We start from the raw sequence: 20,022 nt of genomic DNA on the forward strand, positions 1-20,022 counted from the left end.
TAAATAAAATATCTTATAATTATAGTAGAGATATTTAACATGAAGAAAAGTATATCATTTTAGAATAAGAGGTGTTTAAATGTTAGGAGTAATTGCGCCATCTGGGCCATTAAGAAATACAAGTTTGGAAGAAATAAAGTCTAATTTAGAAATTTATGGTTATGAAGTCAAATTTTCTAAGAGCTGTAGCTTAAATTATAAAGGGTATTTAGCTGGTAATGATGATATTAGAGCAAAAGATATAGAAGATATGTTTTTAGATAAAGATGTAGATATGATTATGTGTTTAAGAGGAGGTTATGGGACAACAAGGATATTAGACAAGATAAATTATGATATAATAAAGCAAAATCCAAAACCATTTATAGGTTTTTCTGATATAACAGGTTTAAACTTAGCTTTCTATAAAAATTGTGGTCTTTTACCATATCATGGGATAATGGCAGCAAATGTAGCCAAATGGGATGAATTTACCTATAAATCTCTAATAAATGCTTTAGAATTTAAAGATGAACTCTACTTAGAAAACCCAAAAGAAGAAGAGATTTATACTGTATGTGAAGGTAGTGCAGAGGGAATAATAATGGGAGGAAACTTATCCTTAATAATTGCTACAATGGGAACTAAATATGAAATAGATGCAAAGGATAAAATTTTATTTATTGAGGAAATTGGGGAATCTCAATATAAACTAGATAGAATGTTAACCCAACTATATTCTTCAGGCAAACTTGATGAGTGTAATGGTATAATTTTTGGAGATTTCAAAGATTGTATTGAGGAAAAAGATTTGATAGAATTATTAAAAGAATTTGCAAGGAAGGTTAATAAGCCAGCTATATATAATCTTCAGTCTGGACATTGTGTCCCAATGGTAACTATTCCTTTAGGTAGAATGTGTGAATTAAATGCTACAGAAAAAATGATTAAATTAAAAAAATAGTGTGTATATAAATATAATGGAAATATGGTATAATCTTATACAAGTAAAAATTTAGCTAGGAGGATGAAGAATGTCTGATGATAGAATAATAGACTTTAACGAACTAAAGAACAAAGTTAAAGATTCTGATGTAGATAAATTTGAGCAATATATATATAACTTATATTTTTCTGTTATGGATGGAAAGATGTCGATGGCTGAGTTTTCAAGAAAAATATTTGATTATATGAGAGATAACAACATATCTCAAGAAAAGTTTATGAAAATACAAAAACAATTTATGGAGAGATATGGTATGGACACTGAAGAAGTAGAAAAACAACTTAGAAACTTTGGAATCGACCCTTCTACAGCAGGTTTTATGAGTAATAATACTTCCAGCAAAGTATCTACAGAAGATTTAGAATCATTTAAGAAGAGTGCAGGATTTTATGAGAAATATGGTGAAAAAATTCAACCTAAAAGTTGCATAACAACATTCATAAAAAATGATTTGAATGATATTAATGTAATAATAGACCAAGAAAAAATAATGCTTTGTAGTGATAAAAAAATAAATCTTATGGACTCAGAATTAAATGAGTTTTTATTAGAATATAAGAATATGTTCAACAAAAAGATAAAAGTAGTTATGTGTGAGACTACAAACAAGTATGACTATTAAAAAGTAAATTTAACTATTAAATCAATATCACTTAGTTATATAACTTAAAAACAAAAATCGCAATTTATTTTTCTTACAAAAAACGAGTAAGGAATATGTAAATTGCGATTTTTTATATTATAGAGATTGGTCATAGTAAATAACATTTATAAGTAATAATATCCTTTTAAAATTGTATTATTCTATTAAAGTTTTATTAAAAATGAGTTGTTTAGTAATTATATAATATACTGTACGAAATATTGAATTATTAATATAGTTCTTTTAATACTTTAACGCCATTTTGAATCATACTATTAAAGAATACTAAGTTTAAAAGTTCTGCAGGATGAACATTTGGGATATCATAAGTATCTACCAAATTCATAGGTACAACTATATTTTTTTCAATATTATACTGATTAAAATAGGCTTTTAGAGTTATTGCAAATTGATATATACATATATCTGTACAATCACCAACTATAATTATATTATCTATATATTCAAAATCTAAACTTTCTAATGCAAAAAATCCATTAGTAGAATTCTTAGGAAGAATTTGTAGATTCTCTATTGATTTAAGCTCATCAACCAATTCACTTTCTACATCATTTTCTAAACAGTGAACAGGGTAACTCAAAAGTTCTATAGACTTAGGAGTATGAGAATCAGTAAATGCTACTATTCTATTTAATTTATTCGATATTTTTTTTGTAAATACTTCAATTGGTTTTATTAAAGACTCTACTCTAGGAGAGTATAAGGCACCTTGTTTTGCAAAACCATTATTAACATCAATTATAAATAAAGCAGTTTTACTCAAATCATAATTTTCTATTTTTTCTATTGGTAGATTATCTAAATTACTTTTTAAAGCTTCAAGTTCATTTAATAAGTTATCCATAGTTATACCTCCGAGATAAATTTAATAAAATTGTACATATTAATTATATAAAAGTCAAGGAGTACAAACATTGTATGGTTAGCTATGTTATTTTGAATTTAAAAGGTTTGAAGCTATATCTGGATAGTTAGTAAAAATACCATCTACATTGAGTTTTAGACAATGTAGCATATCATCTTCTTCATTTACAGTGTATACATTGATACCAAGTAAATTTGTGTGGCAAAGTTCAACTAGAGATTCAGTTACTAAAATTAAAGGTGCATGGAGATAACTATTACCTAGAAATTTAGCAAAATTGACAACATTATTTATAGGTAAATAACACAATAGTGCTGTTTTTATACTAGGGTCTAATTTATGAAAATTTTTTAAGCTATTGCTATTAAAACTAGATATAAGAACTTGGTTTTCCATATTGTACTTTAAAATAAGTTCTAAAACATCTTTTTCTATATTAGGATAATTTACCTTATCAGTTTTTAGTTCTATATTTAAAACGAGGTTTGTAGGTGAAATTAAAATTAATACCTCTTCTAAAGTTGGAATTTTACATTCTTTGCTGTTTTGATATCCATCAAATGATGAATTTAGAGTCTTTAGTTTTCTTAAGGTTAAGTCTTTTACAAATCCATGCCCATTAAAAGTTCTATCAACTTTTTCATCATGAATAACTACAATTTTTCCATCTTTAGTCCTGTGAACATCAAGTTCTATTCCATATATATTCATATCTAAACATTTTTTAAAAGCTAGAATAGTGTTTTCTGGATATTTTCCACTAAAACCCCTATGAGCATAAATATTCATTTATATAGCTCCCTCCAATAAATCTTGTAAAATTTTAATTAATATAATATATCATATTCCAAAAGGTATTGTTATATATTAATTAAATAACTATTTATAATTTATATATTATATAAATGTAGAAAAATAAAATCATATCTGTGTTATAATATATTTTAAACATTGTAAATATTAAGAATTTAGTAGTTATAAGAATAGATATAATTTTATGCAAGCTCATGTGTTTAGAGCTTGCATATGTATTATTAATATATTTCTATATTGCAAAAATAAAATTCCAAAAGAATTTTTTCTATAGATTTAGTAGTAAGGGGGAATTTTGATATGTATGAAGTTAATTTAGAACGAGCTATGAATTATTGGATGGATTTGTTAGATGATTATACAAATATAGCAAAAATTCCAAATGATTTTTTTTATAAAGACTGCTCTGATGAAGTATTAGACGAAGTTTTTAAGATGAATATCGAAAAACATGAAAGATTAATTCAGTATTCTAAACATAATAATATTAGCATAAGTTCTATTATAGAAACTATATATGGTCTTATACTTCAAAAGTATATATATGAAGATGATGTAGTTTTTGGAAAAACAATAAATATAATTCCAATAAGAGTAAAGGTTAGACAAAGTGAGAAATTTATAGATGTTGTAAGAAAGTTAAAAAGACAATGGAGTAGGTCTTTAGAATATGGGTATTATTTGTTATCGGATATAGAGAATAAAAATCATCTAAATACTAAACTTATAAATACCATATTTGTAGCCAAAAGTTTTGATTTATCATATGACTATGACATAGAAAAAAAAGGATATGATTTATCTGTAATAGTATATACAAAGAGAGCACTTAAAATAAAAATAAAGTATAAACCATCTATATACAAAAGAGAAACTATTAGAAGAATACTAAATCAATTTGACTATATAATAGAACAAATAATAAAAGATAACGATATTTTAATAGAAGATTTAGAATTTGTATGTAAAAAAGAAGAAAAAGTATTATTGGAAGACTTTAATGATAATCAATATAAAGTGCCATATGATAAAAGTTATATTGATTTATTTAGAGAACAAGCTAAAACAACACCTGATAATATAGCAGCTAGAGATGAAAATAGAAATTTAACATATAGAGAACTAGATGAGTTAACTGATAAACTTGCAGGTTATTTAAATCATATAGGAGTAAAAAGTGAAGATATAGTAGCTGTAATGTTACCAAGAGATATTAATATAATTATTACAGCTATAGGGATTATGAAATCAGGTGGAGCTTTTTTCCCAATAGATACAAATAATCCAGAAGAAAGATTAAATTATCTTCTTGAAGATAGTAATGCAAAAGTAGTAATAACTACAGATGAACTTAGCTGCAAGGTTGTAAATGAAAATACAATCGTACTTGATATAAATAATGAAGATATATTCAAAGTTGGATATGAATTGACTGAAAAAATAACACCATCAAACTGTGCATATACAATATCTACATCAGGTTCAACTGGTAGACCAAAAACTATAGCTATAGAGCACAAGAGTCTAGTAAACATGTGCTATTATAGTGTAAAAGTAATAAAGGCTGTAGAAGATGATATATGTGGTATATACTTAAGTTTTAGCTTTGATGCTGTAATGAAACAGCTATTTCCATATTTGCTTATAGGTGCATCAATAAACATTATGCCTGAGGAAGCTAAATTTGATGAATATACAGTAAATGAATATTGTGAGGAAAATGATATAACTATCTTAGCATTACCAACAGCGTTTGCAAAATTATTTATACAAAATTGTACCAATAGCTCACTTAGAGTTGTACAGACTGGAGGAGAAAGATTAAAGGGATATAGAAAACGTAACTATGAATTATATAATGAGTATGGACCAACAGAATTTACTGTCGTATCGACTTCTTTTCATGTGGATAAGGAATATGGAAAAATACCAATAGGTAAACCTATATTTAACACTTATGCATATGTATTAGATAAAAAGAATAAACTATGTCCAATTGGAGTTCCAGGAGAGCTATGTCTATCAGGAATTCAAATATCAAGAGGTTATTTAAATAAAAAAGGGCTTACAGAGCAAGTATTTGTGGAAAATCCTTATAAAACTTGTGAATATAATAAATTAATGTATAGGACTGGAGACTTAGTAAGATGGTTAGATGATGGAAATCTAGATTATATTGGAAGGATGGATAATCAAGTAAAAATTGATGAGTTTAGGATAGAGCTATATGAGATTGAAAATATAATAAACAATATTGCAGAAATTAAAAGTGTTGTTTGTATATCAAGAACAAATGATGATGGAGATATGTATATATGTGCTTATTATGTGATTGATGATAAAGATAGTGATAAGGTAAATGAAAGAGCAGTTAGAGAATATTTAAATGAGCATCTACCACCATATATGATTCCAACAATAATAATGAGGATAGATAAAATACCAGTTACACCAATCGGAAAAGTAAATAAAAAAGCACTACCAGAGTGATTTTTTATTATGTCAGGTGTTGTAAAGTGATTTCAGAAATTTCTTTATGACACCTGTTTTTTAGAAATAATCAATTGACACAAAAGAAAGAATTTTCTGTACATTTTTACTGTGATGAAAATTTGTTTATAAGAATGATTATTGTATTTTTTATACTTTTACGTGTTTTAAAGTGTTTTTCTAACAAATTTAATTTTACATTAAAAAATTTTTTTACTTTTTATCTTAATACTTTTTAGTATAATTGAAAAATAAAAAGAATATTAGCATAAAAATATCTAAAAGTAGAAAATAATAATATGGGGTTAAATTTTAGTAATTTTAACTCGCTATTTGTAAAATAATAAAAAGTTAAGTTTTATATGTATATATGTTATAATATATACAAACTGAAAAGGGGTGAAAATTTTATGAACAAAAAATTACCTAAGGGTGCTTATGGTGAAGTTAGTGGAAAAGATTACGTTCCATACATCACAGATAAGTCCAGAACCGGTGGAAATGTAGCTGTACTGATTATCGGTATCATTTTAGCTGCCATTTTTGCCGCATCTACAACTTATTCTGGAATGAAAGCTGGTCTTACTGTTGCAGCGGGTATTCCAGGAGCTATAATAGGTTCTGCTTTTGTCGGAGCATTTGCTCGTCAGAAGGGTATTCTTGGTAAGAATTTAATCCAAGGTATGTCAAGTGGTGGAGAATCTGTTGCAAGTGGATTCATTTTCGTATTACCAGCAGTTATCTTAATTGGAAGCCAAATTACATTTTTCGAAGGCTTAGCTGTTGGAGTTGGTGGAGTTTTATTTGGTATAGGAGTTGCTGCTATAGTTCACAACTATCTAATAGTTGAAGAGCATGGTAAACTTATGTACCCAGAATCAATGGCTATATCTGAGACACTTGTTGCTTCAGAAGCTGGTGGAGATTCAATTAAGTACATGGGAATAGGATTTGTAATAAGTGGATTTATTACTGTATTAACTGGTTCATTCTTAAATGTAGCAAACAATGTAATGAGTCTTGTAGGAAGTAAGTTCTACAAATGGAAATTTGATATCGAAGTAAATCCTCTACTTTTAGGAATTGGATTTATAGTAGGTCTTGAAGTTTCTTTAACAATGTTTGCAGGAAGTATATTATCAAACTTTGGTATCGCACCTTTAATAGGATATTTTACAGATATGGCTAGAGATGGAGCTATGGTATGGAATAATCCTGCGATGCCTCTTAACCAAATGGATGTAGGAGCTATATCTAGTAGTTATGTAAAATATATAGGTGCTGGTATGATGCTTTGTGGTGGTATTATTGGTGCAATAAAACTTATACCAACTATAATCGCTTCTATAAAAGAAACACTTAAAGCTAAATCAAGTACTGGAGAAGGAGAAGAAGGTTCATCTATACAAATGATACTTTTATTAGGTGGAGTAGTTGTTGGATTCTTAGCAGCGTTCTTAATTTCTGGTAATATTGCTATGGCAATTATTGGAGCTATCATATCTCTTTTATTATCTTTATTATTTGTTATAGTAGCAGGACGTTTAACAGGAACAATAGGAACATCAAATCTTCCAGTTTCTGGTATGACTATTGCTTCTCTAGTTATTGTAACATTAGTATTTGTTATAATGGGCTGGACTGATTTAGAAGCTAATAAATCATTACTTTTATTTGGTTCATTTATAGTTGTTGCTATTGCTATAGCTGGAGGTTATACTCAATCTCAAAAAGTAACTTATATCATTGGTGGTAGCAAAAATGAAATGCAACGTTACTTTACAATTGCAAGTATAGTTGGTGTTATAGTTGTTGTTGGAGTAATTTTATTACTTTCTGACCAACTTAGAGCAACTGGTGATAATGTACAATTTGCATTACCACAAGCTAACTTAATGTCAACATTAACTTCTGGTATTATGTCAGGTAGTTTACCTTGGGTTATGATTATTGTTGGAGTATTTATGGCAATTGTTTTATATGCATTAAACTTACCAATAATGACTATAGCTATAGGATTCTATTTACCAATAGCAACTACTTCTATAATATTAGTTGGAGCATTAATCCGTTTATTTGTTGAGTTAGTATCTAAAACTGACAAAGAAAAAGAAGTTAAAGTTTCTAATGGTATAAGTTTATCTTCTGGTCTTGTTGCTGGTGGTTCTATCATTGGTTTAATAGGTATAATATTACAAGTAACTGGAGTTATAACTCCAAAAGTACCAAGTGGATTTGCTGCAACAAATTCAATGGCAATTGCTTTATTGGTAGTTTTAGTTGTACTTACAGCGTTACCTATTGTTTTATCTAAAGTAAAAAACAATGAGCAAGAGTAATGATGTTTTAGATATTGTATTTAAAATTACTAATGGACTTGAATATGAAGTAGATGAAAATAGTATTGTAACGATACTTGAAAAACAAGACCATAAAATCCAAAGGTTTTTTAGAAAGTTAAAAGCTAGAATACCTAAATATAAAAAAATAGAACTGGATGAATATTCTAGTTTCGTGTTTTTACAAATTGATGGTCAGAGAACTGTTAGAGCAATAGGTGAAAACCTAGAAGCTAAATATGGAGAAGAATCTCATCCACTTTACGAAAGATTGTTAGTTTTTTTAAATCATATTGAAGTTAATTGTCATTATGTTGAAAGACTGGATATATAAATATAAGTAAAATTATTATAGGATATATCGGAATGTAAAAGTTAGAAGATAATTATAAAAGAGGCTATCTCAAAATAGAGATAAGCCTCTTTTTTACTGTTGAAATGATGAAAATATATATTAAAACCTACAAATTTAAATTAGAACTTATTAAACTTAATATTAGAATAGTATTATTTATTATTAGCTATTTCATCAGCTAGATTATTTAGATATTCCCATCTTTCATATTTATGTTCAAGTTCCTTTTCTAGTCTTGATTTTTCATCTAAAATTTCTTGAAGTTTGGTAAAATCAGTTGAAAATTTTGAAGTACTTTCATCAAGTGTTGCAATTTTAGATTCAAGTTTTTCTATGTCTGATTCAATATTTTCAAATTCCCTTTGCTCATTATATGAGAATTTAAGTTTTTTATCATTTTTAGGTTTTTCTTTTTTTGAAGTAGTAGAGTCATCTTTTTTAATTGATTCTTTTTTAGATTCTTCAAACTCAATTCCTTGAATCTCTCTATAAATAAGATAGTCGCTATAATTACCTGTATATACATGGATTTTTCCATTTCCTTCATATGCAAATATTTTATTACAAATTCTATCTAAGAAGTATCTATCATGTGATACTGTAACTACTACACCTCTAAATTCATCAAGATATTCTTCTAAGATTTTAAGTGTCTCAATATCTAAATCATTTGTAGGCTCATCTAACAGAAGTACATTAGGAGCTGTCATAAGGATTCTAAGAAGGTGCAGTCTTCTTCTTTCACCACCAGATAATTTACCTATCAAAGTATACTGCATAGTACCATTAAAAAGGAATCTTTCACACATCTGAGAAGCTGTAATTCTAGTACCATCTGAAGTCTCTATATAGTCACTAGCTTCTTTTACATAGTCTATAGCTCTCATATCAATATTCATATGAGAGTCATCTTGAGAAAAACAACCTATTTTAACCGTTTCTCCAATTGAAATATATCCATTATCAGGTTCTATATCTCCATTGATTATGTTTATAAGGGTCGATTTACCCATACCATTTTTTCCTATTATACCAATTCTATCAGTACGAGCTAAAGTATATTCTAAGTTATCTATAACTGTATTACCTTCAAAAGCTTTGGATATATTGTGTATTTCTATTATTTTATTCCCAAGTCTACTTGATGCAACAGATATATCGAGATTTTCATCAGGTTTGAAAGCTTCTCTGTTTGTGAGTTCATCGAATCTTTGTAAACGAGCTTTTTGTTTGGTACTACGAGCTTGAGCTCCTCGTCTAACCCAAGCAAGTTCTGTTCTAATTAAATTTTGTCTTTTATCTTCAATACTTGCTTCTAGTGCAAGTCTTTCCATTTTCTTTTCTAGAAATATTGAATAATTACCATCATAACTAAATAATCTACCCTTATCTAGCTCAATTATTCTATTTGTAACACGGTCCAAAAAGTATCTATCATGAGTTATCATAAGTAGTGAACCTTTTCTTGAATTGAGATATTCTTCAAGCCAATCTATCGTATCATTATCTAGATGGTTAGTAGGCTCATCTAGTATTAAAAGCTCACAAGGAGTAATAAGGGCTGATGCTAAAGAAACTCTCTTTCTTTGGCCTCCAGAAAGTTCTTCTATTTTTTGATTAAAGTCATTTATACCAAGTTTCGTAAGTACTGACTTGGCTTCACTTTCCAAATCCCAAAGATTTAAAGCATCTATTTTTTCGTGTATTGATAATAATTTTTTATTCAATTCATCTGTAAAGTTTGAATTAAGTCTTTCTAAGATTTCTTGATATTCACCAAGTAGTTTTAATTCCTCTGAAGTCCCATTAAATACTTGTTCAAGTACAGTTGAACTTTCATTATAAGTTGGGTTTTGAGGTAGATATTCTATTCTAATACCATTAGTTTTTGTTATATTACCAGTTTCACTTTCTTCAACTCCTGCAATAATCTTAAGCAAAGTAGATTTACCAGTTCCGTTTACACCAATAAGTCCTATTTTTTCACCATCATTGATTCCAAGAGATATATTTTCAAGTAATTTTTTTTCGGAATAACTTTTACTTATGTTTTCCAATGTCATTAAATTCATATAATTCACCTTTATTTCTAATCTATTATTTTTCAAAATGTTGATAGTCTGGGTTTTTCCAATATCCACCCCAACTCCAACCTCTGCTTACAAAAGCATTATAACAATCATCACCTTTTTTTATCATTCCAAGTTTCGAAGTAGACCTATCAGCATAGACTGTGCTTACTTTAGGACTAACATTATCTCCAGAAACTTGAGGGTTCTGCAATGGATTTATATCTATAGCACGTCCTTTACCATGGTTTGAAACGACATCTGTACCAGCTACAGTTCTATAACAAAATGACGAGGTATTATTATCAGACATAGATTTTTCATCTATAGCGTCATAATCATCTATTAGTTTAATTTTTTCAATTGGATATTTTTTTTCATATAATTCCTTAAAAATATCCACAACTTCTGGAGCTAGTTCACTACTTACTATCATTTCTCCTTGATGAGTTTTTTCATCGAATCCATAGTATGTAAGTTTTAAATAAGATATGCTATCAAAGCTTATAGGTTCATCAGAAGGCATAGATTTACCAATCATTTTACTTTTTATATTATCTGGTATTGAAGAATATGAAAAAGTAGGTTTAATATTGTTATCTTCCTGCTTTTTATTAGAGCTTTGATTATTTTTAGAACCATCTGTTGTATTGTTTTTATTCTGCATAGTTTCTTGACTATTTACATTATCTTTTTTATTGGGGCTAGAGAAAAGTATCTCATATATAGATAATAAGGCAAGAAATAATACAGTTATTACAATTGTTAGTTTTAATTTATTAATCTTTTTTCGTTTTGACTTTTTACTCATATTATCCCCCAGTGTTAGATTCATATAAACTATATATATTATACATCATAAAAATAAACTAGGCTAACAATATTTAGTTAACCTAGGACATTTCATTTACAGTTTCTCCAATTATTTTTATTCCAATTTCAATATCTTTAAAAGATAACCTAGAAAATCCAAGCCTTAAAGTGTCAGAACCAGAATTGTCTGTAAAGAATAAATCTCCAGGCATGAATATAACATTTTTTTCATAACATTTTTCCAAGAGTTTTCTAGTATCTATGTTTTTTAGTTTTATAAATATATGCAAACCACCATCACCTAAGATGTATTCTGTGTTTATATATTTTTTTATACATTCATATGCAAAGTTAAATTTATCTCCATAGAACTTACGTATTTTCTTAATGTATTTCTCAAAACCTCCATTGCTCAAATAATCAAATAAAATTCCTTGATCCAAAAAGGATACATGTATATTTCTGCATCTTTTCACACTTTCTAATTTATCTATTACTTTTTTATCTGCAAATATCCATCCAATTCTCATTCCAGGAAATAAAATTTTTGAAAAACTACCAATATATACAACACCATTATTCATATTATCAAGAGAACATATAGGAAATATATGAGAACTATTGTAGAGCAATTCCTCGTTAAAGCCATCTTCTACAATTGCTATGTTATATTTTTTCATAAGATTATAGAATTTGTACCTATTTTCAGGAGTCATTACAATCCCTGTAGGATTGTGATAAGAAGGTGTAATATATGCAAACTTTATTTTATTTTTATACTCGATTAGACGATTTTCTAACATATTAAAATCTAAACCATCTTCATGTATGTCTACACCTAAGATGTTGAGGTTATGTGATTTCATAATTTTTATAGCAGTATTATGGGTTGGGTTTTCACATATTATGTAATCTTTTTCTTGAGTAAAAGATGACATAATGATGTCAAAGGCTTCTGTAAACCCATTTGTGACTAGTATATCTTTATTATTAATATCAACTCCCTTGTTTGTCATATATTTTAGCAAATAATCAATAAGGGGTTTGTAACCTTGTGCATATCCATAATTGAGCAATTTGTGACCTTCTAAAGATATTCTATTTAGAAAAGATTTTTTGAATTCTTCCATATCAAATAAATCTCCATCTGGAGAGATACTTTTAAATGAGATTAAATCAGAGCTCCAAGGAATCTCACTTTTTATAATATCCAATTCATTAGCTTTTTTGGAGTATGTATTCTCTAAACAGTCCCAGTTCAAAGACCATGTAGTATTTGACGATTTATTCTTTGATTTAACAAATGTACCTTTCCCTGAAATAGAGTAGATTAGACCTTCTGATTTTAATTCTTCGTAGGTTAAGACTACAGAATTTCTACTAACTTGTAAAAGCTGACTAAGCTCCCTTGTAGAAGGGAGCTTACTATTGTCTGGAATTAATCCTTTTGATATCATATCACTTATATAATTTTTAATTTGTATATAAATTGGTTCGTTATCATTTAATTTTAGATTTGAAAATATCAAATTACCACCTCAAATTATTTTATCTAATTTAAAGAGTATTCTATAAGTTTATCTAATAGCTCGCTATACTTAATACCTCTAGCAGCTGCACTTCTAGGAATTAAACTAGTTTGAGTCATGCCAGGAAGAGTATTTAGTTCAAGAACATATGGAATACCTTCACTTATAATCATATCAACTCTTACATATGCTTTGCAATTAAAAATTTCCCAACAAGTCTCAGAAATTTCATTTACTCTTTTTTGAAGTTCTTCTTCTAAATAAACAACTTCTTCTTTTGCTCCTTTTTCAACTGAGTATTTAGCTTCATAATCAAAGAAGCCTGAATCAGATTTTATAGATATTGTAGGGAATACTTCTCCATTTAGTATAAATGAAGTATATTCTACACCTGGTATATATTTTTCAATCATTACAAATTCATCCACTTCTAGTCCTTTGCGAACTGCTTCTTCAACTTCATCTTTAGAATGAATAAAGAATGTTGCTACACTTGAACCTCCTGAATTTGGTTTTATAAATACTGGATAACCTATCTTATCTATTTCATCATAATCTATCGCATCAACTGATTTTACTAAAGCCCATGGAGCAGTAGGAAGGTTTGAATCTCTAAGCATTTTTTTAGTTATATTTTTATCCATACACATTCCACTGCAAAGAGGTCCACATCCAGAATATGGTATATCCATAGTTTCAAGTATTGATTGAATACATCCATCTTCACCAAACTTCCCATGCAGGGCAAGTATTGCAAAATCTACATCTTCTGGTATCTTTGTAAATATATCTTTTTTATCATCTATTATTACTTTTACAACATCGTATTTATTTTTATCAAGATTATTATATATCTCTTTTCCTGAGTTTAAAGAAACTTCTCTCTCTGATGATATTCCACCCATTATAACTGCTATTTTCATATTATACACTCCTATTTTGATTTTTATTATTTTAAATTAAATTTTTTATTTACTTACTTAATTATATGAATTAAGAGTTGATGATGAAAGTACCACTATATATGAAGTTTGTATCATGTGTGGTTTTGGAGTAATAATCTAATTTAAAGATAAATTTAAATGATTTTTTAACTTTATTTATGTTATTATTTTTGCTAAAATTATTGTTATGAACTTAAGACTAGTCTTAATGGCTATAAATCAAGGAGTGATAAATTTTGAAAGCTGAAATAATAAGTGTAGGGACAGAAATATTATTAGGTGATATAGTAAATACAAATTCTCAATTTTTGGCTAAGGAACTTGCATCATTGGGAATAGAAGTATACCATCAGAGTACGGTTGGGGACAACAAACAAAGACTCTTAGAATGTTTTGATGAAAGTTTAAAGAGAAGTGATTTAGTAATTACTACAGGTGGTCTTGGACCAACTGGTGATGATATGACAAAAGAAACTGCAGCAGAATACTTTGGTCAGGAACTAGAATTACATAAACCATCATTAGAAGTTTTGGAATCTTTTTTCGTTAAAACAGGAAAAAAAATGGCTGAAAACAATATGAAACAAGTATACTTTCCAAAAGATGCTATAGTACTGAAAAATAATAATGGTACAGCTCCAGGAGCAATTTTAAAGAAAAATGATAAAAGTATAATAGTGTTACCTGGACCACCAAGAGAAATGAAAGCTATGTTTAATGAGAGTGTCAAACCTTACTTACAACAATTTACAAATGAAATGTTAGTATCTAAGACTTTAAGACTATATGGAATAGGGGAGTCAAATCTGGAATTAGAAATTCTCGATATAATCAATGAACAAACCAATCCAACAGTTGCTTTATATGCAAAGGAGTTAGAAGTTACAATAAGAATAACTGCAAAAGCTAAAAATGAAAAAGATGCTTTTGAATTAATAAAACCAGTGGAAGAAGAAATAAAAAATAGAGTTGGTAAATATGTATATACTGAAGGTGATATTTCAGTGTCTGAAGGAGAAACTGTGTTAGAAGATGCTGTTGCTAAACTTCTTGTAGAAAAAAACTTAACAATAGCAGTAGCTGAATCTTGTACTGGAGGTTTAGTTTCTTCATCTCTTATAAACTATTCAGGAATATCTTCTGTGTTTCTTGAAGGTTGTGTAACATATTCTAATGAGGCTAAAATGAAAAGATTAGGAGTAAAAAGAGAAACTTTAGAAGAATTTGGAGCAGTAAGTGAGCAAACAGCAATAGAAATGGCTGAGGGCGTTGCTAAAGGGCTTGAAGCTAATATAGGTATATCTACAACTGGAGTAGCTGGACCTGGCGGAGGAACTGAGGAAAAGCCTGTGGGATTGGTTTATACTGCAATATATATAAATGGGAAAACAGTAGTGAAAAAAAATATATTTAATGGGGATAGAAGAAAGATAAGATTAAGAGCTACTAGAGATTTACTTAATGAATTGAGAATACAATTGGAAAAGCTTTAAATTATTATGATACTGGATATATTTAAAGCATTAGTATAATATAAAATCATTTTTGGAGGCTTTTAATTTATGATAAAACATATATTTTGTGATTTAGATGGAACTCTATACGAAAATGGAACTATAACAAAAGAAGATATATCAGCAATTGAAGAAGTAGAAAAAAAGGGAGTGCAGTTTAATGTTGCTACAGGTAGAATATTTAAACAGGCTCGTAATATTATCAAAGGCAATTTAGATATGAATGGATACTATATATGTGAAAATGGTTCATTTATACATGATAAAGATTATAATGTAATTTTTAAAAGAACTATAGACGATAATCTAGTGAGAAAAGTTATTGATAGATTTGAGTCAAGTGATGCACAATTGTACTTTAAGTATAAGGGTGATGTAATCGTAGGTAGTGATACGACTGCCTTTAGACACTATTCTAGTGATTTTATAGTTGACCCTGATTTTGAGAAAAGAAGTAGTTTTGATAATCTTATAGGAAATATAGGGGTATGCTCTGAAAATTTAGAAGAGTTATCTAGAATAGAATTGTATCTAAAAAGTGAGTTCAGTGAAGTATTAGAAATATATTTTTCTGGAACATATACTTTAAATATAGTGCCTAAAAGTGTATCAAAAAGAGGAAGTATAGAACATGTAATAAAAACTTTAAATGTAAGCCCAGATGAGGTTGCTACTATTGGAGATTCTCCAAATGATATTTGCATGTTGGAAGGATTTAAATACAGTTTTGCAATGTCCAAAGCGAGGGAAGAAGTAAAACAAAGTGCAAATTATATAGTGGATAGTGTGAAAAGTGCTATTGATGTTATAATGGAGATAAATAGTTAAATACAAGATTTATATAGTTAATAAAAAATTAATGAGTTATATTTTTCTACAAATCTATTAAGTAATCAATTTTAGAGATTTGTTTATTTAATATAAAAAATGACTGTTCTAAAGAATTATAAAATTATCTTTTATATTCTATAGAACAGTCATTTTGATTATACTTAATTATAAGTTTAAAAGTTCTTAAATTAACCACAATTTGCTATGTGATATGATTTTATTGTATTAGATAAAATAGCATCTAATATATAATTTATAACGCTATTACATGTATAAGCTGAAAACTTTAAATCATTCATATAATCAGTTTTCTTTTTATATTCATTATAAAGTTTAGTAAAAAATTTCTCAAAACCGTTATTTATAGTAGTACCTTTAATTTTAGACAAATCAACATCTTTTGCGAATGATCCAAGTTCTCTTTCATAAGTGACATGTTTATTTAAACTATGCTTAAATTCCCAGCGTTCACTATGAGCTACACAGAAAAAATCGCACAGAAAGTGACATATAACTCCTAACTCTTGGCTAAGTCTGCTTACTGAAAAATATTTAGAAAGACTATCTATATTAAGACTGCACAAATAGTTTATCTTAGAAAGAATCATATTAAATGATTCATCTAAATAATGTTTTTTTAATTTATATTTAGAAAAAGCATCTGGTTTTATATTACCGTATATAAAGTTTTTTTCACTTATAAAGAATGTTTTATTTTCATCTATATTATCAAGTATTGATTTTGCCATAATAAAATGAGTATTCATTAACATATTTACACCTCGTATAGTTTGTTAGACTTATTAAATATATTATTATGATATGATATTTATGATAAAAGTTTAATGGTAAATATATGAAACTAAGTCAATCATATTTATTTAAATAATTTCAACCATATTCATAATACCAGTAAATGGCCAAATTTACAATATGTAAATAGTGTTAAGTTTTTATTTATCAAATTTAAAATTAAGTATTAGTATACTTTCTAATTAACCTACTAGCTTTAGACTGTGAAATTTCAAGGTGTTTAGCTACTTTATAAGAACTTCCAAATTTTTCATAACTATCCAAAATTATATTTTTTTCATACTCCATAATTAAGGTATCAAAATTTTTATTCTTATAATCAATGGATATTGAATTAGACTTTATAATTTTATTAATGTCAGATATATTCATTTTATTTTCATTAATGTCAATATTTACATTTCTTGTAAGGATATGTGGTAAATCATCTATTGTTATATGATTATCTGTGCAGGTAAGTAAGATTTTTTGAATTATATTTTGTAATTCTCTTATATTACCTGGGAATCTATAATTTGCAATAATATCTATGGCATCTTTGGAAATAGTTTTATTTAGATTAAAGTCACTTGAATACCTATTAAAATAATATTTTATAATCTCTACTAGATTATCTCTTCTTTCTCTAAGAGGAGGCAATTTTATTTCTATAACATTTAATCTATAATACAAATCTTCTCTAAATTTCTTTTCTTTTACTTTTGAAATTAAATCAGCATTTGTAGCAGATATAATTCTTATATCGACTTTTTTATTTTTTAAACTTCCAACTGGAGTAAAAGTTTTATCTTGTATTAATTGCAAAAATTTTGCCTGTAAATTTTGTGGTATATCTCCTATTTCATCTAAGAAAAGAGTTCCTCCATCAGCCAATTCTACAAGTCCAACTTTACCTTTGGTACTTGCACCTGTAAAAGCACCTGAAGTATATCCAAAAAGTTCAGATTCAAGGAGTTGTGGAGATATAGTCGCACAATTTATAGTTATAAATGGTCCATTAGTTCTATTACTGTTGTGATGTATATATCTAGCAAGTGAACTTTTCCCTGTCCCAGATTCTCCTAAAAGAAGAACACTTACATCTGTTTTAGAAACGTGATTTACTGTATTTATGATTGGTTTCATAACCAGTCCATCCATAATTACAGTATCTTCAATTCTAAGAGCAGTTCTATATAATGTTTCCACTTCAGATTTATATTTTTTTACTTGTTTTTTTGTATCTTCAAGTTTATTCTTTATATTATTAAGTTCAGTTATATCTCTACAATTCTCAACAGTAAATTCTAAGTCTCCATTTTCATCAAATATAGGGGTAGCAGTTATAATGAGCTTTTTTCCTGTTTGAGTATCTTGTTCTAGTGAAAATTTAGACTTTGTCTTTAATACAACTGGTATGGGGCTTTTTGTTGAATATCCAGATTCCTCTAAAAAAGAAACATTTTTTCCTAAAATATCTTCTTTTTTTAGACCATAATTTTCTTCAAATGCTTTATTGCAATATATGATTATTCCTTTATTATCAGATACACATATTTCGTCATGAGAGGCTTCTAATATCTTTTGGTAAAACTCCAAATCTAATTCTAAATTCAAATCCATTTTTTTGTTATCCTCCTAAATTCTTAATGATATATTAAAATAGGTTTAATTTACTAAATATAATTAAAATTTAATATTTATATAATATATAAGTTTCAGTCTATTTTAACTTTAAATAAGTTATATATAACTCATTTTACAATTAAAACAAGTCTAAATCAACTTAAAATGTATATGAAACAAATATTAAAAAATTGAAATTTTATCAGTGTTGTTGAAAATACTAGGTTTTTGGTGTCGATATATATTGGATTAAAGTGGCATAATTTTTGCTTAACAAAAACTATGTGCATTGACTTAAATAAAATTAGAGGGGACTTTGAAATGGGAGAAAAAAGTAAAGGGTATGTATTTATAGCAACAGCAGGAATATTATGGGCTACACTTGGATTATTTGGAAAGTTTTTAATGGGAAATGGATTAACATCAGAACAGGTAGCATTTACAAGATTGTTTTTTGGATTTATAGTTTTAGGAGTATATTCTTCTATAAGGACACCACATATTTTAAAAATAAGTAAGAAGGGAATCATATATTCAATAATAATAGGTATTATATGTCAAGCTATGTTTAACTTATGTTATTTTAAAGCAATTGAAACTGTGGGTGTGTCAGTAGCAGCAGTTTTATTATATACTTCACCATTATTCTTAGCAGTATTTTCAAAAATCTGTTATAAAGAGAGTATTACTAGAAGTAAAGTAATTTCACTTATTTTTTGTTTTATGGGTGCAGTTATGGCGGTGACTGGTGGAAGTTTAGATTTTCAAAATTTAAGTGCTTTTGGACTTTTACTTGGGATATTATCAGCAATAGCATATGCACTTATGCCAACTATTAGTAAAAATGCTTTGAAAGAATTTTCAAGTTCTACAATATTAGTGTACAGTTTCTTATTTGGAGCTATCTTTATGATTCCATCTGCTAGACCTTGGGAGATATTGTATTATGCCAAAGATTTAAATATTCTATCTTGTATGCTAATGTTAGGTATTGTACCAGCAGCACTTGCATATATTTTTTATGCAGCAGGTATATCTAAGGGAGTAGAGTTATCTGTTGCAGGTGTTGTGGCATCAGTAGAGCTAGTTGGTTCTGTAATAATTGGTTGTACTATATTAGGAGAAAATTTTTCTTTATGGAAGCTATTTGGGGTAATGCTGATGCTAATATCAGCAGTAGTAGCACTTAATCTTTCTTATGATGGAATAAGACTGTTTTGTAAATCCAACAAGTTAAAGCAGATTGAAAAAACAGAAAGTATTTAGAATTAGAGATTTAAAAATATTGAGATTTAAAAATACTGAAATTAATAATGTTACATAAAATTATAGGTAATTGTAGTTAATTTAGAAATATAAATTAAATTTTTTACTATATACTATATAAATTAAT

16 protein-coding genes are annotated in these 20,022 nt (G+C 27.5%); 8 read left to right on the top strand and 8 right to left on the bottom strand.

The window, feature by feature from the left end:
• Positions 1-79 precede the first annotated feature (79 nt).
• Positions 80-943 carry a S66 peptidase family protein gene (locus ACTG45_RS07215; RefSeq protein WP_479920065.1) on the top strand — a complete coding sequence of 288 codons (864 nt, stop codon included), beginning with the start codon at positions 80-82 and terminating at the stop codon, positions 941-943.
• Between the two features lie 70 nt (positions 944-1,013).
• Entirely contained in the window at positions 1,014-1,607 is a 594-nt protein-coding gene (locus ACTG45_RS07220) for a DUF3867 domain-containing protein (protein WP_021384146.1), read from the top strand.
• A gap of 250 nt (positions 1,608-1,857) precedes the next feature.
• Here the strand turns inward: ACTG45_RS07220 and ACTG45_RS07225 are convergent, their stop codons facing one another.
• Together ACTG45_RS07225 and ACTG45_RS07230 are read right to left on the bottom strand one after the other, a co-directional pair.
• Entirely contained in the window at positions 1,858-2,493 is a 636-nt protein-coding gene (locus tag ACTG45_RS07225; protein WP_479920066.1) for a cysteine hydrolase family protein, read from the bottom strand.
• Positions 2,494-2,580: 87 nt separating this feature from the next.
• A complete protein-coding gene (locus ACTG45_RS07230; RefSeq protein WP_479920067.1) occupies positions 2,581-3,303 on the bottom strand; it encodes a glycerophosphodiester phosphodiesterase in 723 nt (240 codons plus the stop codon).
• A 324-nt stretch (positions 3,304-3,627) separates the two neighbouring features.
• On the opposite strand from ACTG45_RS07230, the gene ACTG45_RS07235 reads away from it, so the two are divergent.
• The 3 genes from ACTG45_RS07235 to ACTG45_RS07245 all read left to right on the top strand — a co-directional run bounded on the left by ACTG45_RS07235 (position 3,628) and on the right by ACTG45_RS07245 (position 8,490).
• Positions 3,628-5,817 (top strand): amino acid adenylation domain-containing protein, encoded by a 2,190-nt coding sequence (locus ACTG45_RS07235; RefSeq protein WP_021384125.1) that lies wholly within the window; start codon positions 3,628-3,630, stop codon positions 5,815-5,817.
• 410 nt (positions 5,818-6,227) lie between these two features.
• Complete coding sequence (locus tag ACTG45_RS07240) at positions 6,228-8,156, top strand: OPT family oligopeptide transporter (RefSeq protein ID WP_021384126.1); 1,929 nt, start codon at positions 6,228-6,230, stop codon at positions 8,154-8,156.
• A complete protein-coding gene (locus ACTG45_RS07245; protein WP_021384124.1) occupies positions 8,143-8,490 on the top strand; it encodes a PqqD family protein in 348 nt (115 codons plus the stop codon). The genes ACTG45_RS07240 and ACTG45_RS07245 overlap by 14 nt, the downstream gene beginning before the upstream one ends.
• A gap of 173 nt (positions 8,491-8,663) precedes the next feature.
• Here the strand turns inward: ACTG45_RS07245 and ACTG45_RS07250 are convergent, their stop codons facing one another.
• The 4 genes from ACTG45_RS07250 to ACTG45_RS07265 all read right to left on the bottom strand — a co-directional run bounded on the left by ACTG45_RS07250 (position 8,664) and on the right by ACTG45_RS07265 (position 13,845).
• Complete coding sequence (locus ACTG45_RS07250) at positions 8,664-10,583, bottom strand: ABC transporter ATP-binding protein (protein ID WP_479920068.1); 1,920 nt, start codon at positions 10,581-10,583, stop codon at positions 8,664-8,666.
• Positions 10,584-10,608: 25 nt separating this feature from the next.
• Complete coding sequence (locus ACTG45_RS07255; protein ID WP_479918469.1) at positions 10,609-11,391, bottom strand: M15 family metallopeptidase; 783 nt, start codon at positions 11,389-11,391, stop codon at positions 10,609-10,611.
• Between the two features lie 82 nt (positions 11,392-11,473).
• Positions 11,474-12,922: a MocR-like transcriptional regulator DdlR gene (ddlR, locus tag ACTG45_RS07260; protein WP_479918470.1), complete on the bottom strand. Its 1,449-nt coding sequence runs from the start codon at positions 12,920-12,922 to the stop codon at positions 11,474-11,476.
• A gap of 23 nt (positions 12,923-12,945) precedes the next feature.
• A complete protein-coding gene (locus ACTG45_RS07265) occupies positions 12,946-13,845 on the bottom strand; it encodes a D-alanine--D-alanine ligase (RefSeq protein ID WP_021384129.1) in 900 nt (299 codons plus the stop codon).
• A gap of 257 nt (positions 13,846-14,102) precedes the next feature.
• Here ACTG45_RS07265 and ACTG45_RS07270 point away from each other — a divergent pair, with 257 nt between their 5' ends.
• Both ACTG45_RS07270 and ACTG45_RS07275 read left to right on the top strand, forming a co-directional pair.
• Positions 14,103-15,359, top strand: a complete 1,257-nt coding sequence (locus ACTG45_RS07270) for a competence/damage-inducible protein A (RefSeq protein WP_021384120.1) — start codon at positions 14,103-14,105, stop codon at positions 15,357-15,359.
• A 69-nt stretch (positions 15,360-15,428) separates the two neighbouring features.
• Complete coding sequence (locus tag ACTG45_RS07275) at positions 15,429-16,208, top strand: HAD family hydrolase (protein ID WP_021384153.1); 780 nt, start codon at positions 15,429-15,431, stop codon at positions 16,206-16,208.
• Between the two features lie 191 nt (positions 16,209-16,399).
• Here the strand turns inward: ACTG45_RS07275 and ACTG45_RS07280 are convergent, their stop codons facing one another.
• A complete protein-coding gene (locus ACTG45_RS07280) occupies positions 16,400-16,984 on the bottom strand; it encodes a zinc dependent phospholipase C family protein (RefSeq protein WP_021384154.1) in 585 nt (194 codons plus the stop codon).
• Positions 16,985-17,183: 199 nt separating this feature from the next.
• On the bottom strand, positions 17,184-18,626 hold the full coding sequence (locus ACTG45_RS07285; protein WP_021384122.1) for a sigma-54 interaction domain-containing protein: 1,443 nt from the start codon (positions 18,624-18,626) through the stop codon (positions 17,184-17,186).
• 324 nt (positions 18,627-18,950) lie between these two features.
• On the opposite strand from ACTG45_RS07285, the gene ACTG45_RS07290 reads away from it, so the two are divergent.
• Entirely contained in the window at positions 18,951-19,895 is a 945-nt protein-coding gene (locus tag ACTG45_RS07290) for a DMT family transporter (protein WP_021384148.1), read from the top strand.
• Positions 19,896-20,022 lie beyond the last annotated feature (127 nt).

The sequence above is a fragment of the Clostridioides sp. LIBA-7602 genome, assembly GCF_056688945.1.